Below are 21,811 nucleotides of genomic sequence, written 5' to 3'. Positions count from 1 at the left end.
GCCATGCCCGAGATCACCTTCACCCGCCTGAGCGGCATTCCGGCCGAGACGCTGGTCGCACACATGTCGGACCCGCGCCTTGCCGAGCACATGCCGCTGCTGACCATGACCTGGGACACCGAGACCGCCCGCGCCTTCGTCGCCGCCAAGGAGGCCTGCTGGGACCGGGACGGCCTCGGCCACTGGGCGATCATGTCAGACGGGCGCTATGTCGGCTGGGGCGGTTTCCAGAAGGAGGGCGAGGACTGGGATTTCGGCCTGGTGCTGCAACCAGCCGATTTCGGCCTCGGCGCCCGGATCACCCGCGCCGCGTTGGCCTTTGCCGCCGCCGATCCACGCCTCTCGTCGGTTACCTTCCTGCTGCCGCCTTCGCGGCGCAACCTCGGCGCGCTCGCCCGGCTCGGCGCGCGGTTCGAGGGCGAGGTCGACCACGCTGGCGCCACCTTCCGCAAATACCGGCTGGAGACCGGCGCCTGAGCGCGCTCCGGCCGTTTTGTATTGCCTCGGGGACTTGGCCCTTAACGGCGGCCGCGCACGTGCCTATATTGGCGGCATGAAACACCATCTCGCCCTTGCCTGCGCCGCCGCGCTTGCCGCCGCCCCGGCCCTTGCCGAAGAGGCCGGAGAGCCCGAGGGGCGTTCCCTGATGGAGCGTGGAATGCAGCTCTTCTTCGAGGGGCTGAAGGACGAGATGTCGCCGGCGCTGCGCGACCTCGGTGCGCTTGCCGACGAGATCGGGCCGCCGATGCAGCGCTTCCTGTCCGAGATGGGACCGGCGCTGGCCGGGATCCTCGCAAGGGTCGAGGACTGGACCCAATACGAGGCGCCCGAGATCCTGCCCAACGGTGACATCATCATCCGCCGCAAGCCCGAGGCGCCGCCAGCTCCGGTTGCGCCGGAAGAGAAGGTCAAGCCGGGCGAGCCAACGGACATTTGATCCGGGAAGCCGTCCTGGCGTTGCGCGGGGTCGGTACCGGAGCAGGGGGCGCTGCCCCCTCTTGGCCTTAGGCCAATTCACCCCCGGAGATATTTGGAAAGAAGAGAAATCAGGCTCTTCTTTTATCGGCACAGCAAAAAAGCGGGACCCCGCGGGGCCCCGAGGGGAAGAGTTCAGGGGGGCCGCTCAGCGGCGGAAGGCGTTTTCGGCGTCGCTGCGGGTCATGCCCATGTCGGCCAAGCGCTCGTCGGTCATGTTGCGCAGCTTGTGGGCGTCGCGGTGGCGGGCGTCCCAGGCGACCAGCGCGTCGAGGAGGCGCAGCAGGAAAGGTCTGGAGGAGTCGATCTGCAGGGTCGGGTTGATGCGGGCGGTGGTCTGGGCCTTGGTGGTCATGGCATTGTCTCCGGGGCTGCGTTTGATCTGATGCCTCCAATCTGCCGGGCCTGCGCAAATCCAATGCAAAAGCGGGCGCAAAAACCCTCGCTGCAAACGCAAAAAATGCGTAAAAAGTGCAGGAGGGCTCGTAAAAATCATGCGGATCAAGGGTTTCAACGGCTGACCGGGGGGAAATGGGCACGCTAGTTCTGGCCATGCGCGGGCCGTTCGAGGTGCGCGGCAGCGATGGGCGCGCGGTTGGCGGGCTGTCGCGGCGCGGGCTGGCGATCCTGGCGGTGCTGGCGGCGGAGCCAGGGATGCGCCAGAGCCGCGCGGCGCTGGCGACGCTGATCTGGGGCGACCGGGGCGAAGAACAGGCACGCGCCTCGCTGCGGCAGGAACTTTCGGTGCTGCGCCGCGCCTTGCCCGAGGGGGTGTTGCAGGCCGACCGGCTGGCGGTCCGGCTAGATCCCGCGCTGTGCCGGGTAGAGCGGGGCGGGGTGGGAGGCTTTCTCGAAGAGCTCGACATCGCCTCGGCGGAGTTCGAGGACTGGCTGCGCGACACCCGTGCCAATCTGGGGCGCTCCTGGGTGGCCGAGCGTCTGGAGGCCGGGGCGGCGGCGCTGGCCGGTGGCGGGGCAGAGGCGGCGGAAACCGCGGCCCAGGACGTGCTGCAGGTCGATCCGCTGAACGAGGAGGCGGTGCAGATGCTGCTGCGGGCGGCCGCCTCCGGCGGAGGCAAGGCCGCCGCGCTGCGCGTGCTGCAGGACTTCACCGCCCGCCTCGCGCGCGAATTGGAGGTAGAGCCGGCGCCCGAGACGTTGGCGTTGGCCGCCGCGCTGCGGCAGCCGGGACAGGCGCCCGAGACAGTGCCCGCCGCGCCGGTGCCGGCGCGGGGGGACAATCCCGGACTTGCGGTGCTGCCCTTCGACGAGATCGGCGGTGGGCAGGGTGACATGTTCGCCGATGGTATCGTCGAGGAAATCACCAACGCGCTCTCGCGGGTGCATGAGTTCCACGTGATCGCCCGCCAGTCGGTCTTTGCCCTGCGCGGGGCGGGTCTGCCGGTGCCAGAACTCGCGGCTCGGCTCGGTTGCGACTATCTCGTCGAGGGCACGGTGCAGCGGTCGGGCAATCGGCTGCGGCTTTCGGTGCAGCTGGTGGGCGGGCAGGACGGGCGTCACCTATGGTCGGCGCGGTTCGACGATCACCTCGACGATTTGTTCGACTTGCAGGACCGTATTGCGGCGCAGGTGGCCGGGCAGCTCTCGCCCAGCCTGCGCCGGGCCGAGATCGCGCGGGCCGAGGCGTTGCCGGCGGCGCATCGGTCGGCCTACAGCCTGACGCTGAGCGCGCTGCCGCATTTCTGGGCGCATCACAGGGACGAGAACAAGCGCGCCATCGCAATCCTCGACGAGGCGCTGCGCCAGGCCCCGGACTATGGGCCGGCCTGGGCCTACAAGTCCTGGGCGCTGGCGCAGATGCCCTCATATATCTGGGCGGAGGATCCCAAGGGCGCCCGCAGCGCGGCGATCGAGGCGGCCCGGCGGGCGGCAGCGCTGACCAGCGATCACAGCCCGTCGCTGGTGGCGCTGGGCGCGGGGCTGTCGATGACGATGACCGACCAGTCCGACGCCCGCGCCTATATCGACCGGGCGCTGGCGATCGATCCGAACAGCGCCTGGGGCTGGATGCGGCGCGGCTGGCTGGAGGTCTATGACCGCCATTACGAGGCGGCGCTCGCCAGTTTCCTGCATGCCGAGGCGCTGAGTCCGTTGGACCCGTTCCGCTTCAACATGCTGCTTGGCCGGGCCGCGGTCGAGAGCCGGCCCGACGGGGATGCCGATGAAGCTGTCCGCCTGACCCGCGAGGCGATGACGCTGGCGCCGACGATGACCTGGGCCTATCGCTTCCTGGCGCTGTCCTTGGTGCGCGCGGGGCGTCTCGGCGAGGCCAGGGAGGCCCTGCGCGGGTTGCTCGACGCCTATCCCGGCCTCACCTACCGCAAGCTTGCCGCCTCGCTGCCGCCGGGGCGCAACCGGGACATCGCGGATCAGTACCAGCTGCTCAAGGACATCGGCATGAGCGAGGGCTGACGAAGCCGCCTCTTGTCTCGCCGCCTGCGAAGCCATAGACCGACGAAGATATCGACATTTCGGAGCCGCCATGCGCCTCAGCCGCTACTTCCTGCCCGTCCTCAAAGAAAACCCGGCCGAGGCGCAGATCGTCAGCCATCGGCTGATGCTGCGCGCCGGCATGATCAAGCAGCAGGCCGCCGGGATCTATTCCTGGCTGCCGATGGGCTTCAAGGTGCTGAAGAACATCGAGCGGATCGTCCACGAGGAACAGATCCGCGCCGGTCACATCCCGCTGCTGATGCCGACGCTGCAGCCCGCCGACCTCTGGCGCGAGAGCGGCCGCTACGACGACTACGGCCAGGAGATGCTGCGCATCAAGGACCGGCACGAGCGCGACATGCTGTACGGTCCGACCAACGAGGAGATGATCACCGACATCTTCCGCAGCCATGTGTCGTCCTACAAGGACCTGCCGCTGACGCTCTACCACATCCAATGGAAGTTCCGCGACGAGGTGCGGCCACGTTTCGGCGTGATGCGCGGGCGCGAGTTCCTGATGAAGGACGGCTACAACTTCGACGTCGACAAGCCGAGCGCGCTGCACGCCTACAACCGCCACATGGTGAGCTACCTGCGCACCTACGAGCGGATGGGCCTGACCGCGATCCCGATGCGCGCCGACAGCGGCCCGATCGGCGGTGACGATACGCATGAATTCCTGGTGCTGGCCTCGACCGGCGAGAGCGAGGTCTTCTACGACGACCGTGTCACCGCGTTGAAGCTGGGCGACCGGGCGATCGACTATGACGACCGCGACCAGGTCGCGGCGGTCTGCAAGGAGTTCACCACGCTCTACGCCCGCACCGACGAGACCCATGACGAGTCGGTCTTCGCCGGGGTGCCCGAGGAGAACCGCAAGGTCGGCCGCGGCATCGAGGTGGGGCAGATCTTCTACTTCGGTACCAAGTATTCCGAGCCGATGGGCGCCACCGTACAGACCGCCGAGGGCACACAGGTGCCGGTCGAGATGGGCAGCCACGGCATCGGTGTCAGCCGCCTGCTGGGGGCGATCATCGAGGCGAGCCACGACGACAAGGGCATCATCTGGCCGGAAGGGGTCACGCCCTTCCACTGCGGGATCGTCAACCTCAAGCAGGGCGACGCCGAGGCGGATGCGGCCTGCGACAAGATCTATGCCGCGCTGACGGCGGTGGGGCTGGAACCGCTCTACGACGACACCAACGAGCGCGCCGGCGGCAAGTTCGCAACGATGGACCTGATCGGCCTGCCCTGGCGGATCACCGTCGGCCCGCGCGGGCTGAAGAACGGCGTGGTCGAGCTGACCTCGCGCCGGACCGGCGAGAGCGAGGAACTGAGCCCGGAAGCGGCGGTGGCGAAGGTCGTGGAGATCTACGCGGCGCACCGCTGAGGGCGGGGGCGGTTTCCTTCGAGGAAACCGTCCGAAATCCTGCGAGGATTTCGCTCCGCCCGGAGGGCAGCGTTTCCCTCGCAGGAAAACGGCCGAAATCCGCGAGGGATTTCGGTTCGGGGTTCTCGATTTTCGGTGGTGGAAGGTGGGTTGGCACCCACCTATGGTTCAGCCGGTGCAGAGCCGGTTCTTGACCAGCGGCCCTACCTTGGCAAAGTCCATCTGCCCGGTGTGGCGGGCCTTGAGCTCGGCCATGACCCTGCCCATGTCGCGGATCGAGCTGGCGCCGGTCGAGGTCACGGCGGCGTCCACGGCCGCCTCCATCTCGTCCTCGTCCAGCTGGCGCGGCAGGAACTCCGAAATCACCTCGATCTCTTCGCGTTCGCGTTCGGCGAGGTCGAGCCGGCCGCCTTCCTCGTAGGCCCGCGCGCTTTCGTGGCGCTGCTTGGTCATCTTGCCGAGGATCGCCAGCACCTGGGCGTCATCCACGCCGCGGTCGTCGCCGGTTTCGCCGCGCGCGGCGATGTCCTGATCCTTGATTGCCGCGTTGATCAGGCGCAGCGTCGACAGGCGGGTGGTCGCCTTGTCGCGCATTGCCTGTTTCAGGGCCGTATTGACCCGAGTGCGCAAGTCCATATTTCCGTTCCATCCCCATGGATCGTCAAACACCGGACATTAGCCATTCCGGGTGGCGGACACAACTGGCCTTGCGCGACGTCACATCGGCATTCCTGTGGGTTGACCCCGCCGGAGGACACTCCTAGATATCCGCCAATTTGCCCGAAACAGGAGACTCGTGACATGCCCGTCCATGCACCCGCCCGGCCGACCGCTTGTCTGGCTCTTGCCGATGGAACCATCTTCTACGGACAGGGCTTCGGCGCCACCGGACAGACCGTGGCCGAGCTCTGCTTCAACACCGCGATGACCGGCTACCAGGAGATCATGACCGATCCCTCCTATGCCGGCCAGATCGTCACCTTTACCTTCCCGCATGTCGGCAACGTCGGGGTGAACCCCGAGGACGACGAGACCGCCGAGCCGGTGGCCGCCGGCATGGTGGTCAAATGGGACCCGACTGCGCCCAGCAACTGGCGCAGCGCCGAGGCACTGCAGGGTTGGCTCGAACGGCGCGGCCGCATCGCCATCGGCGGCATCGACACCCGCCGGCTGACCCGCGCGATCCGCCAGCAGGGCGCGCCGAACGTGGCCCTGGTGCACAACCCCGAGGGCAAGTTCGACATCGAGGCGCTCGTCGCCGCCGCCCGCGCCTGGCCGGGGCTGGAGGGCATGGACCTCGCCAAGGACGTCACCTGCGCGCAGAGCTACCGCTGGAACGAGACCCGCTGGGCCTGGCCGCAGGGCTTCGGCACGCAGGATGAGCCGAAGTTCAAGGTCGTGGCGGTCGATTACGGCGCCAAGCGCAACATCCTGCGCTGCCTGGCGACAGTCGGCTGCGACGTGACCGTGCTGCCCGCCACCGCCACCGCCGAGGAGGTGCTGGCGCATGAACCCGACGGCGTCTTCCTGTCGAACGGACCGGGCGACCCGGCGGCGACCGGCACCTATGCCGTGCCGATGATCCGGCAAGTGCTCGACACAACCGAACTTCCGGTCTTCGGCATCTGCCTTGGCCACCAGATGCTGGCGCTGGCGCTGGGCGCGAAGACCGTGAAGATGAACCACGGCCACCACGGCGCCAACCACCCGGTGAAGGACCTGGAAACCGGCAAGGTCGAGATCACCTCGATGAACCACGGGTTCGCGGTCGATGCGCAGACCCTGCCCGAGGGCGTGACCGAAACCCACCGCTCGCTCTTCGACGGCTCGAACTGCGGTATCCGCATGACCGACCGCCCGGTCTGGTCGGTGCAGTATCACCCCGAGGCGAGCCCCGGCCCGCAGGACAGCTACTACCTGTTCGAGCGCTTCGCCGCCGCCATGGCCGAGCGCAAGGCCGGCTGATCCCGCGGGCCTTAACCGCAAATTAACTTCGGTGCGCTGAGGTGGGCCATCCCGAGAGGAGATGGCCCCGATGAGCACGTCCTTCCTGCGGTTGGTCGACAACCGCGAGACCGAAAGCGATGTGCCGCAACCCAGGCTGCCGTTGGGCCAGGTGATGGTGGCGCAGGGCGCGATCAGCCAGGAACAACTGGTCATCGCGCTGGGCAAGCAACTCAAGCTCGATGCCTCGCTGGGCGAGATCGTGGTCGCCGAGGGCTGGGCCAGCCGCGCACAACTGCAGGCGGCGCTGGCGGCGCAGTTCGGCATCCGTTGGGTCGATCTCGCCGAATCGCCGCCCGACCCCGCGCTTGGCGCTCTGCGCACCGCCGGGTTCTGGATACGCCACAAGGCACTGCCCTGGCAGAAGCTCGGCGACATGCTGTTCATTGCCACCGCGCGGCCGGAAGGCTTCGCCGAATTGCGCGCCCTGCTGAGCGGTTTGCCGTTCCGGCTCGTGCCGGTGCTGGTCCGCCGCGACGAGGTGGAGGCGGTCATCGCCGAACAATTCGCACCGAACCTGGCACGGGCGGCGGAAACCCGGCTGTCGATCGACATGAGCTGCCGCCGGTGGAGCTTCCTCCATCGCCTCGGTGTGGCGCTGGCGGGCTTGGCCGTGCTGACCGGCCTGGCGCTGGCGCCGGCCCTGGCGCTGACCGCGCTGGGCGCTGTGGCGGCGCTGGCCACGCTTCTCTTCGCGGCGCTGCGTCTGGTGGCGCTCGGGGTCTGTCTGACCGGCCGCCAGGATGCCCCCGAACCCGCCGCACCGGTGGGGCGGCGGCCCAAGGTCTCGGTCCTGGTGCCGCTGTTCCGCGAGACCGAGATCGCCCATGCCCTGGTGCAGCGGCTGTCGCGGCTGACCTACCCCAAGGCGCTGCTCGAGGTGGTGCTGGTGCTCGAGGAACATGACGACGTGACGCGCCAGACGCTGGAACGCACCCTGCTGCCGTCCTGGATGCGGGTGGTGGTCGTGCCCGGCTACAGCGGGCTGACCACCAAGCCGCGGGCGATGAACTATGCGCTGGATTTCTGCCAGGGCGAGATCATCGGCGTCTGGGATGCCGAGGACGCGCCGGCGGCGGATCAGATCGAACGGGTGGCCGACCGTTTCGCCACCGCGCCCGAGGATGTCGTCTGCCTGCAGGGCGTGCTCGACTTCTACAACCCGCGCAGCAGCTGGATCGCCCGCTGCTTCGCGCTGGAGTATTCGGCCTGGTTCCGGGTGGTGATGCCCGCGCTCGACCGGCTGCGGCTGGTGGTGCCGCTGGGGGGCACCACGCTGTTCTTCCGCCGCGCGGCGCTCGAACGGCTGGAGCGCTGGGATGCCCACAGCGTGACCGAGGACGCCGACCTCGGGATGCGCCTCTGCCGCGCCGGCTGGCGTACCGAGATGGTCGATACCACCACCTACGAGGAGGCGACCTGCCGGCCTTGGCCCTGGATCAAGCAGCGGTCGCGCTGGTTGAAGGGGTTCATGGTGACCTACCTCGTTCACATGGCCTCGCCCTGGGCCCTGTGGCGCGATCTGGGCACGCGGCGGTTCCTGAGCTTCCAGGCCTTCTTCATCGGCACCGTCTGCCAGTTCCTGCTGGCCCCGGTGCTCTGGTCCTACTGGCTGATCCTGTTCGGCATGGGCCATCCGGCGCTGGCGCTGGTGCCGGCACGGTTCTTCGTGCTGGCGGGCAGCGTGATCTTTGCGGTCGAGCTGATCTCGGTGCTGGTGGCGGGGATCGGCGCACGACGGGCGGGGCGCGGGTTCCTGATCCCCTGGATCGTGACGATGCCCTTCTATTTCGTCTTCGGTGCGCTGGCGGCGGTGAAGGCGATGGCCGAGCTGGTCGTCGCGCCGCACTACTGGGACAAGACCCAGCATGGCCAATCGGTGGCCGAGCCGATGGTTGGTGCCGAGCCGTTTTCCTGCAAGGAAAACGTCCGAAATCCGTAACGGATTTCGGCCCCCTGAGTCAGCCTTCTCCGCGCCACCAGGCGTCGATCTCGGCGGTGCTGATCCGGTCACGGGGGCCGAGGCCGACCAGCTCGGTGCGCTCGGCACGGGTGCGGCGGGCCTCGACGTGCTGGCCGACCACGTCCAGCGCATAGGCACCGGCATCGGTGAGCACGGTGCCCTTCATCCGGTAGAGCCCCGCCGGCCGCTCCGCCAGCCGCGCGCCCATCGCCTCGCGCCCGATGGGACGGTCCGAGACATGGCTCCAGGACACATAGGCCGGGTGGGGTGCCGGGGCCTGGCGGCCGGGCAGGGGCACCATGCCGAAGAGCAGCGGCGCCAGCGGTGCCTCGGTCAGCGGCGCCGGGGCGCGGGCGCCGAGGTCGCGCAGGCGCGCGAGGAAGGCGGGGTCGGGCGCCTCGGTCTTGGTCACCAGAACCAGGTCGCCGGCGCGGATCTGCTGCACCACCTGCGGCGCCAGCAGCGGATCGTCTAGCAGGGTGGGGGCATTCAGCGCGTCGACCAGCGTCAGGATGCCGCCATAGGAGATCTCGGGCTCGGCTATGGCGGTCTGGGCGATGGCCGCGGGATCTGCGATGCCGCTGGTCTCGACCAGCAGGTGATCGGGGCGCGGCACATGGTCCAGCGCCGCATTCAGCGCCGCGAAGAGGTCGCCCTCGGTCGAGCAGCAGATGCAGCCGTTCTGCAGCTCGATGGTCTGCGCGCCACGGTCGCGGATCAGCCCGGCGTCGATGTTGATCGCGCCGAAGTCGTTGACGATGACCATCAGCCGCAGCCCGTGGTCCTCGGCCAGCAGCCGGTTCACCAGCGTCGTCTTGCCGGCACCGAGAAAGCCGCTGACGATGGTCAGCGGCAGGCGTTGGGTAATGGAGATCATGAGGCCTGAACGTTGATGCCGTAGGCGACGAAGGAGAGGGTGCAGTTGTCCTCTGCCGTCTCGCGGGGGCCGAAGAGCACGCTGCCTGAGCCCGAGAGCATGGTGGTGCGACGGTGCACCGAAAGCTCCTTGCCGTCCGGGCTGAGCACCAGCGACCCCGAGGAGCTGTGGTCGGTATATTCCAGCTGCGACTGCCGGATGGTGAATTCGCCATGGCGGCGCGAGACCCAGGCCTGATCGAGCACGATGTCACAGTCGGCCGAACGCCCGATCGAAAGCGTCTCGCCCTCGTTGAGATGCCAGGTGCGGCCCGCGAGCGTCAGCTCGACCGTCTCGGTGTGGCTGGCGCGGCCCTTCGGGCCGCCGCGGCCGAAGACTACAGTGGTCGCGGCGAGGCTCGGCACCGAGGCGGCATAGACCTTGGTGGGCGCCTCCTTGCCCTTCAGCAGCAGCTCGCCGATCGGCACCAGGCGCTTCTTGTGCGGCGCGGCGAGGTCGTCGTAGCAGTTGTCGCCCAGCAGGATCTCGCCGGGCTTGGCCAGCGAAGCCAGCCGCGCGGCAGTGTTCACCGCACCGCCGAAGATGCTGGCCTCCTGATGCACCACCTCGCCGAAATAGATCCCGGCGTGGACCGACATGTCATTGTCCCAGTTCTCGTTCACCATCGCCCAGGCCGCCTCGAAGGCATAATCGGGGTGGTTGAAGAAGCTGATGGTGTCGTCGCCCTTGGACTTGACGCAATGCCCGCCCGCCTCGGCGATGATCTCGCGCATCCGTGCCACGACCGTCTCGATGTAATGCGCGGCGACCTCGCCACCCTCGCGTTCGTAGAGCTGGGTGCTGCCGGTAATGTCCGAGATCAATACGCAGGCGAGCGGCATCGTGTCGAAGCTTCCAGAACAAAATGCGTGGCGCGGGATGATCCCGGGCCACCCGGCGGCGCCGGGGGGAATATCCGGCAGCGCTACCGCAATCATAGAATAATGGCAAACCTGCCGAGGCGGAAAAGGAAAATTCGTTTTGACGGGGCTGGTTTTCCGGACTTGCCGGCCTGTTCGTCGCAAGCAGGGTGGCGCCGCGGGTCATCCCGCGGCGCCTCGAGGGCTTACTTCCAGCCGACTTCGTTGAAGATCTTCTGCGCGACGGGCAGATTCGCCGCCACGTCGGAGAGCGAGACGCTGTCCGGCTTGAAGGTACCGAGCGAGGCCACAGCGGGCGAGATCTCGACGCCTTCCACGGCCGGATACTCGTCGTTACCGGCCGAGAAATAGTGCTGGGCCGAGTCGCTGGTCAGGTATTCGAGAAACTTCACCGCGTTCTCGCGGTTCGGCGCATGGGCCGCGACGCCACCGCCCGAGAGGTTCATGTGGGCGCCGTTGCCGTCCTGGTCGGGGAAGACCCAGCCGATGTTCTCGCGGTATTCGCTGAGGCCCTTGACCTCGGTGCGGATCGAACGGGCGAAGTAATAGGTGTTCGACACCGCGATGTCGCACTCGCCCGAAGCGAGGCCGCGCAGCTGGTCGGTGTCGCCGCCCTGCGGGTCGCGCGCCATGTTGGCGACCACGCCTGCCGCCCAGTCCTTGGCCGCCGCTTCACCGACGTGGGTGACGATCGCGGCCAGCAGGGTCTGGTTGTAGGTATTGGTCGAGGAGCGGATGCAGATCATGCCCTTGTAGGCCGGATCGGCCAGCGCGGCATAGGTCTGCGGCGGGTTGGCCACATCGGCCTTGTTGTAGAAGATGATCCGCGCGCGCTGCGAGAAGCCGAACCACTGGTTGTCGGCGTCCTGCAGATAGGCCGGGATCTTTGCTTCGAGGGTGTCGCTGTCGACCGACTGCAGCACGCCGGCGAGCTTCGCCCGCTCGAGTCGCGAGGTGTCGACGGTGATCAGGATGTCGGCGGGCGAATTCGCGCCCTCGGCTTGCATCCGGGCGATCAGCTCGTCGGCATCGCCCTCGATACGGTTGATGGTGATTCCGGTGGCCTTCTCGAAATCCTCGTAGAGGTTTTCGTCGGTGTCGTAGTGGCGCGAGGAATAGATGTTCAGCTCGTCGGCAACGGCGGCACCGGCGCACAGGGCCAGCAGCGCGGCGGCGGCGAGTGTCGAGGTGGGGCGTGTCATGTTGTCGTCCTGTCGCTTGCGGGGTAATTCCCGACTGAAACGCTCTGTAAAGCAGGGCGGGCCACCTGCCAATGAATATCTCGACGTTTTCTGTCAGAATTTCCCGCGCCGGCAAGGATCCGCAACCGGCCAAACGCAAAGGGCCGCCTCGAAGGGCGGCCCTGCAAACCATCTTGCGCTTGGCTTCAGCCCTGACGGGCCTTGTAGCGGCGCTGGGTCTTGTTGATCACGTAGACGCGGCCTTTGCGGCGCACGATCCGGCAATCGCGATGCCGGTTCTTGAGCGACCGGAGCGAGTTCTTGACCTTCATGGTCCTATCCTCTGTCTGCGGCGCGGGCCAGCGCCTCGGGTTGCGGGCATCCCGGCCGGGGCCGGAACGATGAATTCATGGTGGGCGATACAAGGTTCGAACTTGTGACCCCTTCGATGTCAACGAAGTGCTCTACCACTGAGCTAATCACCCATGAATACCGACGCGCGAGGCCGTCCCCAAGAAGAAAGGGGCGCGGAAACCCGCGCCGGTGACGGGGTCTATAAAAGGAGTCGTCGAACTGTTCAAGGGCTATTGGTGCAACCATCTTTCTCTGTATTGTAGTTCCAATCAAGGAGACCGGATGCCAGAAAACGCCTTTCATCTAGCCCTTCCGAGCGAACGGCGCTCCTGCGTCGTTTTTTCCTCGCCGCACGGCTGCGGAATTTATCCCGAGAGTTTCGTCGCCCTGAGCCAGCTCGACACGCTGGCGATTCGCTCCTCCGAGGATGCCTTCGTCGATGACCTCTTCGCCTGCGTGCCCGAGTTCGGGGCGCCGCTGCTGCGGGCCGGGGCGCCGCGGGCCTATATCGACCTCAACCGGTCGACCGACGAGCTCGACCCGGCGCTGATCGAGGGGGCCCGGCGGCACGGCCACAATCCGCGCGTGGCAAGCGGGCTGGGGGTCATTCCGCGGGTGGTCGCGAATGGTCGGGCGATCTATCGCGGCCGCCTGCCGATGGCCGAGGCGCAGCAGCGGATCGCGCAATACTGGCATCCCTATCACACCGCGCTGCAATCGCTGCTGGACGAGGCCCATGCCCGTCATGGCGAGGCGATCCTGATCGACTGCCACTCGATGCCGCACGAGGCGATGGATGGGGTCGCCCGCACCGCGCGCCGACGCCCCGAGATCGTGCTGGGCGACCGTTTCGGCGCGGCCGCCGCCGCCGATGTGGTCGACCGGATCGAGGCGGCCTTTGCGGGCGCCGGGCTGGCGGTGACTAGGAACGCGCCCTTCGCCGGGGCCTATGTCACCCAGGCCTACGGCCGTCCCTCGCGCAACCAGCACGCCATCCAGGTCGAGATCGACCGGGCGCTCTACATGGACGAGGCGCGGATCCGGCCGAGCGCCAACTTCGACGCCGTCCGCGAGCTACTGCGCGGCGTGGTGGCCGAGATCGCCGCGATCCGGCGCGACGACATGCAGCTGGCGGCGGAATAGCTCAGCCCGGAAACTCAGGGAACTGCGGCAGGTCGTCGGTGATCTCGTGCCAAGGCGCCTTCGAGCCGGTGAAGATATGCGCCGTCGGGCGGATCGAGGGGGTATCCATCAGGGTGCCCATCGTGACATGCGCCCAGGCGCCGTCGCGGACCACCGACCAGAGCAGCGACCCGCAGGTGCCACAGCGCCGGTCCTGGCCCTGGTCGTCGCCCCAGCTGGTCAGCTTGTGCGCCCCGCGGGTGATGCGGAGATCGGCCAGCGGGATCCCGGCGAAGGGCTTGAAGGCCGCGCCCGTCGCGCGACGGCATTGCGAGCAGTGGCAGTTCAGCGCATAGGCAAAGCGGTCGGGCACCTGGTAGGCGACGGCCCCGCAGAGGCATTCCCCGTGAAGATCGGTCATGGCGGCTCCTTTCCCGCGGACCCTAGCGCAGGGCGCGGCCCTTTACGATGGCGTCGGGTCCGAAGCGGGCGCGGATGCGGTCGGCGGCGCGCTCGGCCTCGCCCCGCTGCCGCGCCCCGGGGTCGAGCAGGTCGCCCGCGGCGGAGACCTCGGTTTCCGGGACCAGCTGCGAGATGCCGCAGCCGAGCAGGCGGAAGGGGCCCTCGCCGGCGACCTGTTCGTAGAGGCCGCGCGCGGTGCGATAGATTGTGTCCGCCAGCTGCGCCGGCTCGCGCAGCGAGAGGCGGCGGGTGATGATGGCGTGGTCGGCCTTCTTCACCTTCAGCGTCACCACCCGCCCGGCGAGGCCGCGCGCCTTCGCCCGGTCGGCGGTCTTCTCGGCCATGCGCCAGATATGGCCGTCGAGGATGTCGGGGTCGGCGGTGTCGGCGTCGAAGGTGGTCTCGCTGGAGATCGACTTCACCGGCTCGTGCGCCGAGACCCGGCGGTGGTCCTCGCCGCGGGCCAGGTGCCAGAGCCGCTCGCCCATCGACCCGAAGCGGGCATGCAGCGCGGTGCGGTCCCAGCGGAGCAGGTCGGCGAAGGTGCGGATGCCGGCGCGGTCGAGCGCTTCCTGCGAGGCCGGGCCGATGCCCCAGATCAGCCGCACCGGCTGGTCGCGCAGGAAGTCGGGCGTCTCGGCCTTGCCGATCACCCGGAACCCGCGCGGCTTGTCGAGGTCGGAGGCGACCTTGGCGAGGAACTTGTTGTGCGACAGGCCGATCGAGCCGGTGAGGCCGAGCTCGTCCTTCATGCGGCGGACCAGGCGGGCCAGCATCACGGCGGGGGGCGCGCCGTGCAGGCGCTGGGTGCCGGAGAGATCGAGGAAGGCCTCGTCGAGCGAGAGCGGCTGCACCGCGGGGGTGAGTTCCTCCATCATGGTGCGGATCTGTTTCGAAACCTCGGCGTAGAGGGACATGCGGGGTTTCAGGACCACCGCGTCGGGGCAGAGCTTGAGCGCCTGGAACATCGGCATGGCCGATCGGACGCCGCGGATCCGGGCCACGTAGCAGGCGGTGGAGACGACCCCCCGGTGGCGGCCGCCGATGATGACGGGCTTGTCGGCCAGGGACGGGTCCTCGCGCTTTTCGACCGAGGCGTAGAAGGCGTCGCAATCCATGTGGGCGATGGAGAGCGAGAAGAGCTCGGGGTGGGAAAGGACGCGGGGCGAGCGGCAGGCCGGGCAGCGGGAACCGGTCTCGAAGGGGTGCAGGCAATCGCGGCAGAGGGCGGGCATTTCGGGTGTCCCAGCTAGGACGGGGGGCAAGGGGTTGATTTCGTTGAGATAACGCCGGGAGTGAATCCGGGACAGGGTTTGTCCTGGGGGTTATAGCCTGTTTTGGAGGGGTGGGGGGAGGGGATTTTGGGGGTGGCCCGGTGGGGGTGCGCAATGAATGCGCACCCTACGGGGTGGTAGACAGATCGCATTTGTTCGCTTGCACAGTAGTTGACTATGTTCGAACCCTCTGCATCGCAGAAGCCAAAATTAGACCTAAATCTTCGATGAGCTCTGCACGCAGGCAATAGCCCAAATGCATCATGAACCGTGTCTCGACAACATTTTTTGATACAGGCGCGGGCTCAGGGATGATCTCACCTTCTGCCGTGATAGTTGGTCCGGAGTGTAGAACCCCAATTAAAGTCAGTAGTGGCTCGCTCTCGCCAATAGAAATCGCACCATCGCTGGTGGGGACTCCAGATTCAAATAATGCGAAAACAGGAGATCCCGACGAACCGGCGAAAGCAGCGATGTCTACTACGAAGTTGGGTAAACCTTCGTAGTTGGCGACGTAAGGTGTCGCGAGTATGCCCCGGCGAGTTAGCGGTAGATTGTTTGCAATATCCATTAACCCGTTAGGAAATCCAACCATTAGGGCTGACGTTGATGCGACCAATCGCTTTCGAAGCCAGTCAGCGGGTAGGTGAGATTTGTCCAAAGTCAGTCGAAAAGGCTCTTTTCCGCGTTTTTCGATCTCCTTGTACATAGGCAGTATTGGAATGGCGACAAGGTCTACAGAAGGGTTGGGGTGTCTTATGATCTTGTAGCTCTTTGTTTCGATGGTTACCGGCTCGGAAGCTTGTAGCAACCTGCGGCCCTGACTGTCCGACAACGCGAAATGGAAGGTTAGGGCGTCTAGACCATCTACAACATGTTTGTTCGTGATAACTGTTGGAATCTGGCGCTCTCCATTTTCAAACATGTAGAAGAAACCAGTTCCGCTGGACTTCACGCCGCGCGACTCTCCATCAATTCTTATGACTAAGTAGGGTAGAGCTGGCAGTCCATTGTCATGAACATGGACTGATTCGGATTGCTTTTTTGTCATAATGTGCCCCGTGAAATTCGCATCATTCGGATCTTCTACGCAAATGAAGATTCGAAAAAGAGTTATTTCTATGCGCGGCCATTCGACATGCTGGGTTGGGGTGCAGCTCAATCAAAGTCCGCCCCCACCCCCTAAACATCCGTCCCACCTCAGCCGGCCCCTCCCCGAGCATCGCGGCCGACAAAATACAGGCAGAAGGTGCGCATGAATGCGCACCCTACGGTGGGGTTGGGAGGGTGTCAGGATGCGCAGCGCCCGCCCGAGGGGGCGGTTGGGGGCTGCGTGTGGCGGCTCGGCCGCCTTGGTTCCGCGCGAGGGGGGCGGGGATCACCCCCTGAACATCCGCTCCACCTCAGCCAGCACCTCCTCGACCAGGGCGTCGCTGGCGCCGCGGCCGGTGACGTGCAGCAGGAAGCCGTAGCGGGTGCGTTCGCGGCGCACCGTGAGGTCCTTGTAGGGGCGCGAGAGCCGGCGCGGCTTGTCGGGCCTGGCCGGGTCGCCCTGGGCGACGAGCTGTTCGGATTCCTCGAGCAGCGGGCGCAGGCGGGTCCATTGGGCGGCGGGGGTCTCGGGGCCCTCGGTCAGCGCGGTCTCGATCAGTTCGCCCCAGCCCAGACGCAGCGCGCCGGCGAGGCGGAGGAGGCGTCCCTAAACGGTGAATCGTCATAAGCCGGCATGGCGCGTTAGGAACAACCAACCTGTTGATAACGTTAAATTTCTGATTGCCCATGCAAGCTTGTGGCGGTTCAACGAAACGGTGAAGTCGGTGAAAATGGTTACAAGCGCAGCCGACGATAAACCAGCTAGAGGGTAGTCCGCATGGCTAAAATCGACACACTCAACCGCGATCTTAAGGCGCACGTCAGGGCCGGCAAGCCTGGGCGTTGGTCCCTGGGCGATGGTCTTTGCTTTCAGCTATCGACCACCGGGTCGGCCACTTGGGCGCTCCGCTACACCGCCAACGGGGCGCGCAAGGTGATGACGCTTGGTCCCGCAGTGCTTCCGGTCAGCGAACGCGAACTGATGCGGCTACAATTGCAGGCGGCTGAACATCGGGACGGGATCAAAGTAGGGCTAGACCCGCTGGCCCAACGGGAAGCCGAACAGCAAGCCGAACGAGACGCAGCGGCAAGCGAGACGTTTGAAGACGTGGCCCGCGCCTATGTCGAAATTCACCGGGCCGGCTGGCGGTCGCCGACCCATGCCCAACAATGGGAAAATACGCTCAACCAGCATGTTTACCCGATCATCGGCGATATCAAACCGCACGAAGTCACAACGCAGGACGTGCTGAATGTCCTGACACAACCACACAAGACGGGCCGACCATTAATTGATGCCATTCCCGAGACTGCCAGCAGGCTTCGTATGAGGGCCGAGGCAATTTTGGAACACGTCTTCGAACATCAGTTCGACCAACCGACGCACCGCGACAAATGGAAGGGCTGGACGAACCCGGCCCGGCTGACCAACGCGCTCAAGAAACGGCTAGCAGCGGCGCGAATGGCGCGAGGCGGGAATAATGGCGTCCATCACCACGCCGCCATGCCTTACACCGACGCGCCGGCGTTCATTGCCCGACTGCGGCAGGAAACTGACCTTAGCGCGCTTGCCTTGTTGCTCACCATCCTGTGCGCAACCCGAACCAGCGAAACGCTCAAGGCAACATGGTCCGAAGTTGATCTTGAGGCGGGTATATGGACGATACCCGGCGAGCGCATGAAGGCGCGCAAGGAACACCGCATACCGCTATCAACGGCGGCGGTCGAACTGTTGCAAAATTTGCCGCGCTTCCGAAACTCTGAATATCTCTTTCCGGGTAGAACGTCAGGGCGACAACTCAGTCAGATGAGTATGCTCGCCAGAATGCGGGGTCTAGCACCGGGGTTTACCACGCACGGTTTCCGGTCTACCTTCCGGGACTGGATAGCAGATACCACGCTTCATCCGGATACAATCGCGGAACAGGCGCTTGCTCATACCGTCAAAAACAAGGTTGAAGCCGCGTATAGACGGGGCGAAAGTCTGGCCCGGCGCAGGATACTATTGCAGCATTGGGCCGAATATTTGAACTGCGCTGGAAGGGAAGACGAATATGCGGAGAAATGGCGGGAATATCTAGTCAAGCCATTTACCTAACTGCCTAAAGCTTCATCGAAATTAATACCCGGCTAATACCGGGTATTATCGAAATTGTCTGAAAATAGCGTTTTTCTCGGTGGTATTGCGATTTTTTCTTGCGCGTCCGTGACCCGCAGCGGCATATGATGACCTATGACGGCATGTGCCGCCTACGTTAACCTAGCCGAAGGGACGTGTGCTATGTTTGGCAAAATCAACCTGCATCATTCAGATAAAGTCCTTCTGAGTATTGGTGAACTGAACGCGGTATTGGGAATTTCCGATACCACAAGGCTTCGTTTGGAACGGACGAATCCTGACTTTCCGAAAAAGGTAAGGGTGTCTCCCCGACGCGTTGCTTACCGCCGTTCGGACGTGATGCGCTATATTGATAGCAACTAAAAAATCACCCCCGGCGCGTTAGCAGCGCGCCGGGGGTGCAAACAGAATAGAGGTTAGGCAGGCATACTATGAACGAAACTGGCGAGATTGGCAAGCAGGATTACAAACAGGCGCAAGCGTTCGTCGCAACCCTGACCGGTGACGTTAACACCGTCATGGATTTTCGCGCGATCAATGAGACTGACAGGACCGTTCCCGGTATCCCAAGGCGCGGAACCCTGGCAGAACATTGGGAAGAACTTTGCCATTGGAACAACCAAGGTTACGGCATTTATTGCGTAATTGCCGAGACTGATGGTCTCGGTAAACGGCTGGAAAACGTTACCCGGCTTCGGGCGCATTACATTGATTTGGACGGGATAGACGCCGTTCAACAACTGGAAGCCGCCAAAGCTTTCAACCCCGCTCCGTCATTTGCCGTCCAATCGTCGCCCGGTAAATACCACGTATATTGGCTGATTGAACCACATAACGACCGTGACCGGTTTACCTTGGTGCAGCGGAAGCTTGTCACCCGGTTCAATAGTGATCCTTCCATCATTGATATAGCTAGAATTTTGCGTTTGCCGGGAACCCTTCACATGAAGAACCCCGCCAGCCCGACGCTTGTAAGTTGCTTCCAACTGGCGGGGTTCGGAACGCGCGCATCGACCGGCGTCTTAGAAGTGGCGCTGTGGGGCGTAGAACCGGCCCACGGGGGCGCTCTGGACGCCCCACGCACACCTATAGGGCTAGGCGAGCGAGCGCCGTCTACAGCCGACGCTGTGGGGATGCTGCAACGCATCGACGTTGCCACCGTGACCGACCGCAACCAATGGGTCGCGATCACCGGCGCGTTCATGCAGTCGGTCGCGCCCGAAGATTTGAACCACGCCTACCAAGTCTTTCAGCATTGGAACCTGCCATACCCCGGCAATGATCCGGCGGCGAACGTCAAGGTTTGGAATGATATTTTGCAGAACGGCACGACCGTGAAAGGTTGGTCAAGGCTGCACAAGGAAGCGACCGGGCTAACCCCGCAACAGGCGCGACTTATGCCGGGGGTTGAAAGTGTTATCAGCCTGCCGGCGAACGCGCCGGGCTTCGGGCCGATCCTGAACCCGCAAGAGTGCGCACAGTGGTTTGATGGTTGCGTTCTGATATCCAGTGAGGGGAAAATACGAACCCCCAAAGGTCTTTACTCTGGGCCTGAAAAGTTCAATTCGGAATACGGCGGCAAAATGTTCATCTGGGATGCGCAAGGCAAAATTACCGATGAACCTTGGAAGGCTGCAACCCGGTCGCAACTTTGGACGGTGCCGAAGGTTGAATTTACCTGTTTCCGTCCGTCACAAGCGGAAGGGCAAATTACACAAGACGAACTTGGGCGAAGATTTCTGAATGTCTACAAACCCGCAGTGATAAACTGCCGCGAAGGTGACGCTTCACCCTGGCTCAATCATCTTGCCAAAATGTTCCCCGACGCCAACGACCGGCGTATTCTGATTGAATACCTTGCGCACAATGTGAAGTATCCGGGTCACAAAGTTCCGTGGGCACCGCTCATTCAAGGCGCGGAAGGTATCGGTAAGAACGCCATAAAGAAGCTGATGCGCCACGCTATCGGTAAGATGTATTTCTATGAACCCAAGGCGAAGCAACTCAATAACAGCGGGTCGAAGTTCAACGGCTGGATGGAAAACAAGTTGTTCTTCATGGTGGACGAAATCAAGACCGACGAAAACCGGGACTTGGTTGAGGTGCTGAAACCGTTCATCACTGAGATAGAGATGGAAATTGAGGGGAAGGGGTCAAATCAGCGCATGGGCGACACGCCGGGCAACTGGTTGTTCTTTTCGAACCACAAGGACGCTATCCCGATCACCAAGAACGGACGGCGCTACTGCATCCTCTATTCACCGCTCCAAACGGTCGAGGATATCGCCGCCGCTGGCATGGGTCAGCGTTATTTCGATGACCTGTATTCCTGGCTTGGCGACGAAGCCAACGGGGGGCATTTTACCGGTATCGAGATTGTGACGCATTACCTGATGAACTATCCCGTTGAACGTGGTGGCTTGCCGAACCGCGCGCCCGTCACGTCTTCGACCGCCGAAGCCATTGAAGAAAGCCGGGGTTGGCTGGAACAGATCATCGCCGAAGCGGTCGAGACTGGCCGCACCGGCTTCCGTGGCGGTTGGGTAAGCACGAAGGGCGTTGCCGAAATTTGCCGGGAACAAGGGCGCGCGGTTCCGTCAACCAAGACGCTGAACAAGGCGTTGAGCGAACAAGGGTATCATAAAATCGGACGGGTCAAGATTGGCGCAGATCGCGACAGCTATGCTTACAGCGTTAACCGCAACAATCCGATATTTAATTATGAAGTGGCGCAACGCATCATCTAGCCCAACACTTGGCCCACCGTTTAGCCCATGCTAAGTTATTGATTTTACACGAAAAAGGCTAAATGGGCTAAATGGGCTAAATCTTGGGCCTAGTGTTTATAGAAGCCCGGACGGGGGCGCAGCTGGCAGTTGCTATAATTACTATAATTACTGACACAGTTATTTTTTCTCTCCCTCTGATATCTACTTATTTAGCCCATTTAGCCCAAAAGGCCATAAGATATTGAAAACATGGGAAAATTTCTGGGCCAGATGGTTTGCCATTACGCCCATATCTAGCCCTTCTAGCCCACGGCGCTAAACGCCCAGATTAAGCGGCTGCGGTCGGCTAACCTGGGTGTTCGGACGGTTGCCGTCCTGATGAAGCACTTTTCGCCGGTTTGGATGGTTGCGCGGAGAAACCCTCCGTCCTGATTTGGTTGTAAGCTGTTGATAAAACTTTTGAAGTTTCGGTGACGGGTCGCTTATAACCACTTTGATAAACCTTTCAAAATACCGTTTATTGGCATTTCGAAATACCGTTAATTCAGCAATTCAAAGTTTATTCGCCAAATGAGCGGAAATGACTTGACGGCCATCCGGAAACGGCCCTATTACTAACTCATATCTTATGTAAAAAAGGTCGAAACGAAATGAAGCACCTTAAAATCAATACCCCTGTCTTCGCGGTCTTTCCCAAGGCTTTCAATAACGGCGAATATCAAATACCCCGCCTAACCCCTGTGCCGAATCGCGGCACGATCCTGCAACACTCGGGGGTTGGCGCGCTCTTGCTCGCACCGCAGGACAGCGACCCGGACGGGGTGCAAAACTACCTGGCGCATCTTAGCAGTGCCGCCGAAATCGGGGTCAAAGACCTGACCGTGCAGGCCGGCAA

Annotated in this window: 20 protein-coding genes and 1 tRNA gene; 11 read left to right on the top strand and 10 right to left on the bottom strand. The window is 63.9% G+C overall.

All coding sequences use genetic code 11. The annotated features are described in order from the left end of the window. Positions 1–3: 3 nt before the first annotated feature. Entirely contained in the window at positions 4–477 is a 474-nt protein-coding gene (locus IE266_RS13775) for a GNAT family N-acetyltransferase (RefSeq protein WP_229864111.1), read from the top strand. Positions 478–553: 76 nt separating this feature from the next. After that, positions 554–937 carry a hypothetical protein gene (locus IE266_RS13770; protein WP_189680674.1) on the top strand — a complete coding sequence of 128 codons (384 nt, stop codon included), beginning with the start codon at positions 554–556 and terminating at the stop codon, positions 935–937. A 186-nt stretch (positions 938–1,123) separates the two neighbouring features. On the opposite strand, the gene IE266_RS13765 is transcribed toward IE266_RS13770, so the two are convergent. Beyond that, the gene (locus IE266_RS13765; RefSeq protein ID WP_189680673.1) at positions 1,124–1,330 is read right to left on the bottom strand and encodes a DUF1127 domain-containing protein; all 207 of its coding nucleotides are present in this window, start codon (positions 1,328–1,330) and stop codon (positions 1,124–1,126) included. Between the two features lie 176 nt (positions 1,331–1,506). On the opposite strand from IE266_RS13765, the gene IE266_RS13760 reads away from it, so the two are divergent. After that, the gene (locus IE266_RS13760) at positions 1,507–3,408 is read left to right on the top strand and encodes an AfsR/SARP family transcriptional regulator (protein ID WP_189680672.1); all 1,902 of its coding nucleotides are present in this window, start codon (positions 1,507–1,509) and stop codon (positions 3,406–3,408) included. A 70-nt stretch (positions 3,409–3,478) separates the two neighbouring features. Beyond that, the gene (proS, locus tag IE266_RS13755; protein WP_189680671.1) at positions 3,479–4,819 is read left to right on the top strand and encodes a proline--tRNA ligase; all 1,341 of its coding nucleotides are present in this window, start codon (positions 3,479–3,481) and stop codon (positions 4,817–4,819) included. A 168-nt stretch (positions 4,820–4,987) separates the two neighbouring features. Here the strand turns inward: proS and IE266_RS13750 are convergent, their stop codons facing one another. Further along, the gene (locus IE266_RS13750; RefSeq protein ID WP_189680670.1) at positions 4,988–5,455 is read right to left on the bottom strand and encodes a GatB/YqeY domain-containing protein; all 468 of its coding nucleotides are present in this window, start codon (positions 5,453–5,455) and stop codon (positions 4,988–4,990) included. Positions 5,456–5,620: 165 nt separating this feature from the next. Here IE266_RS13750 and carA point away from each other — a divergent pair, with 165 nt between their 5' ends. Both carA and IE266_RS13740 read left to right on the top strand, forming a co-directional pair. After that, complete coding sequence (gene carA, locus IE266_RS13745) at positions 5,621–6,784, top strand: glutamine-hydrolyzing carbamoyl-phosphate synthase small subunit (RefSeq protein ID WP_189680669.1); 1,164 nt, start codon at positions 5,621–5,623, stop codon at positions 6,782–6,784. Between the two features lie 70 nt (positions 6,785–6,854). Then, the gene (locus IE266_RS13740; RefSeq protein ID WP_189680668.1) at positions 6,855–8,765 is read left to right on the top strand and encodes a glycosyltransferase; all 1,911 of its coding nucleotides are present in this window, start codon (positions 6,855–6,857) and stop codon (positions 8,763–8,765) included. A 19-nt stretch (positions 8,766–8,784) separates the two neighbouring features. Here IE266_RS13740 and IE266_RS13735 read toward each other — a convergent pair whose 3' ends face one another. The 5 genes from IE266_RS13735 to IE266_RS13715 all read right to left on the bottom strand — a co-directional run bounded on the left by IE266_RS13735 (position 8,785) and on the right by IE266_RS13715 (position 12,249). Continuing rightward, positions 8,785–9,663, bottom strand: a complete 879-nt coding sequence (locus IE266_RS13735; protein WP_189680667.1) for a CobW family GTP-binding protein — start codon at positions 9,661–9,663, stop codon at positions 8,785–8,787. Continuing rightward, positions 9,660–10,544, bottom strand: a complete 885-nt coding sequence (locus IE266_RS13730) for an adenylate/guanylate cyclase domain-containing protein (RefSeq protein WP_189680666.1) — start codon at positions 10,542–10,544, stop codon at positions 9,660–9,662. Before IE266_RS13730 ends, IE266_RS13735 begins: the two co-directional genes overlap by 4 nt. Before the next feature lie 224 nt (positions 10,545–10,768). Then, positions 10,769–11,785: a Fe(3+) ABC transporter substrate-binding protein gene (locus IE266_RS13725; protein ID WP_189680665.1), complete on the bottom strand. Its 1,017-nt coding sequence runs from the start codon at positions 11,783–11,785 to the stop codon at positions 10,769–10,771. Positions 11,786–11,970: 185 nt separating this feature from the next. Next, positions 11,971–12,096, bottom strand: coding sequence for a type B 50S ribosomal protein L36 (gene ykgO, locus IE266_RS13720; protein ID WP_028093377.1), 126 nt, complete (start codon positions 12,094–12,096; stop codon positions 11,971–11,973). 78 nt (positions 12,097–12,174) lie between these two features. Further along, positions 12,175–12,249: transfer RNA gene (locus tag IE266_RS13715), tRNA-Val, on the bottom strand. 151 nt (positions 12,250–12,400) lie between these two features. Here IE266_RS13715 and IE266_RS13710 point away from each other — a divergent pair. Next, a complete protein-coding gene (locus IE266_RS13710) occupies positions 12,401–13,261 on the top strand; it encodes an N-formylglutamate amidohydrolase (protein ID WP_189680664.1) in 861 nt (286 codons plus the stop codon). Between the two features lies 1 nt (position 13,262). On the opposite strand, the gene IE266_RS13705 is transcribed toward IE266_RS13710, so the two are convergent. The 3 genes from IE266_RS13705 to IE266_RS13695 all read right to left on the bottom strand — a co-directional run bounded on the left by IE266_RS13705 (position 13,263) and on the right by IE266_RS13695 (position 16,138). After that, positions 13,263–13,661 carry a GFA family protein gene (locus IE266_RS13705; protein WP_189680663.1) on the bottom strand — a complete coding sequence of 133 codons (399 nt, stop codon included), beginning with the start codon at positions 13,659–13,661 and terminating at the stop codon, positions 13,263–13,265. 22 nt (positions 13,662–13,683) lie between these two features. Continuing rightward, positions 13,684–14,937: a DNA polymerase IV gene (locus IE266_RS13700; protein ID WP_189680662.1), complete on the bottom strand. Its 1,254-nt coding sequence runs from the start codon at positions 14,935–14,937 to the stop codon at positions 13,684–13,686. Positions 14,938–15,151: 214 nt separating this feature from the next. Further along, the gene (locus IE266_RS13695; protein WP_189680661.1) at positions 15,152–16,138 is read right to left on the bottom strand and encodes a S1 family peptidase; all 987 of its coding nucleotides are present in this window, start codon (positions 16,136–16,138) and stop codon (positions 15,152–15,154) included. Positions 16,139–16,846: 708 nt separating this feature from the next. Between IE266_RS13695 and IE266_RS13690 the strand changes: the two genes are divergently transcribed. The 4 genes from IE266_RS13690 to IE266_RS13675 form a co-directional block, all read left to right on the top strand. Then, the gene (locus IE266_RS13690) at positions 16,847–18,166 is read left to right on the top strand and encodes a tyrosine-type recombinase/integrase (protein WP_189680660.1); all 1,320 of its coding nucleotides are present in this window, start codon (positions 16,847–16,849) and stop codon (positions 18,164–18,166) included. 135 nt (positions 18,167–18,301) lie between these two features. Next, entirely contained in the window at positions 18,302–18,550 is a 249-nt protein-coding gene (locus IE266_RS27295; RefSeq protein WP_373310579.1) for a helix-turn-helix transcriptional regulator, read from the top strand. A 68-nt stretch (positions 18,551–18,618) separates the two neighbouring features. Continuing rightward, positions 18,619–20,934, top strand: a complete 2,316-nt coding sequence (locus tag IE266_RS13680; RefSeq protein ID WP_189680658.1) for a DUF5906 domain-containing protein — start codon at positions 18,619–18,621, stop codon at positions 20,932–20,934. A gap of 632 nt (positions 20,935–21,566) precedes the next feature. Beyond that, a partial coding sequence (locus tag IE266_RS13675; RefSeq protein WP_189680657.1) for a hypothetical protein occupies positions 21,567–21,811 on the top strand: 245 nt, incomplete at its 3' end.

The sequence above is a fragment of the Seohaeicola zhoushanensis genome, assembly GCF_014656415.1.
Classification (GTDB): Bacteria; Pseudomonadota; Alphaproteobacteria; order Rhodobacterales; family Rhodobacteraceae; genus Seohaeicola_A; species Seohaeicola_A zhoushanensis.
Note: the sequence above shows the minus strand (reverse complement) of the source record. Positions and strands in the feature narration are given on the sequence as shown.

Bases quoted from the DNA above. Each gene is read 5' to 3' on its own strand.
- IE266_RS13775 (WP_229864111.1), top strand. From the start codon at position 4: ATGCCCGAGATCACCTTCACCCGCCTGAGCGGCATTCCGGCCGAGACG.
- IE266_RS13770 (WP_189680674.1), top strand. From the start codon at position 554: ATGAAACACCATCTCGCCCTTGCCTGCGCCGCCGCGCTTGCCGCCGCC.
- IE266_RS13765 (WP_189680673.1), bottom strand. From the start codon at position 1,330: ATGACCACCAAGGCCCAGACCACCGCCCGCATCAACCCGACCCTGCAG.
- IE266_RS13760 (WP_189680672.1), top strand. From the start codon at position 1,507: ATGGGCACGCTAGTTCTGGCCATGCGCGGGCCGTTCGAGGTGCGCGGC.
- proS (WP_189680671.1), top strand. From the start codon at position 3,479: ATGCGCCTCAGCCGCTACTTCCTGCCCGTCCTCAAAGAAAACCCGGCC.
- IE266_RS13750 (WP_189680670.1), bottom strand. From the start codon at position 5,455: ATGGACTTGCGCACTCGGGTCAATACGGCCCTGAAACAGGCAATGCGC.
- carA (WP_189680669.1), top strand. From the start codon at position 5,621: ATGCCCGTCCATGCACCCGCCCGGCCGACCGCTTGTCTGGCTCTTGCC.
- IE266_RS13740 (WP_189680668.1), top strand. From the start codon at position 6,855: ATGAGCACGTCCTTCCTGCGGTTGGTCGACAACCGCGAGACCGAAAGC.
- IE266_RS13735 (WP_189680667.1), bottom strand. From the start codon at position 9,663: ATGATCTCCATTACCCAACGCCTGCCGCTGACCATCGTCAGCGGCTTT.
- IE266_RS13730 (WP_189680666.1), bottom strand. From the start codon at position 10,544: ATGCCGCTCGCCTGCGTATTGATCTCGGACATTACCGGCAGCACCCAG.
- IE266_RS13725 (WP_189680665.1), bottom strand. From the start codon at position 11,785: ATGACACGCCCCACCTCGACACTCGCCGCCGCCGCGCTGCTGGCCCTG.
- ykgO (WP_028093377.1), bottom strand. From the start codon at position 12,096: ATGAAGGTCAAGAACTCGCTCCGGTCGCTCAAGAACCGGCATCGCGAT.
- IE266_RS13710 (WP_189680664.1), top strand. From the start codon at position 12,401: ATGCCAGAAAACGCCTTTCATCTAGCCCTTCCGAGCGAACGGCGCTCC.
- IE266_RS13705 (WP_189680663.1), bottom strand. From the start codon at position 13,661: ATGACCGATCTTCACGGGGAATGCCTCTGCGGGGCCGTCGCCTACCAG.
- IE266_RS13700 (WP_189680662.1), bottom strand. From the start codon at position 14,937: ATGCCCGCCCTCTGCCGCGATTGCCTGCACCCCTTCGAGACCGGTTCC.
- IE266_RS13690 (WP_189680660.1), top strand. From the start codon at position 16,847: ATGGCTAAAATCGACACACTCAACCGCGATCTTAAGGCGCACGTCAGG.
- IE266_RS27295 (WP_373310579.1), top strand. From the start codon at position 18,302: ATGACGGCATGTGCCGCCTACGTTAACCTAGCCGAAGGGACGTGTGCT.
- IE266_RS13680 (WP_189680658.1), top strand. From the start codon at position 18,619: ATGAACGAAACTGGCGAGATTGGCAAGCAGGATTACAAACAGGCGCAA.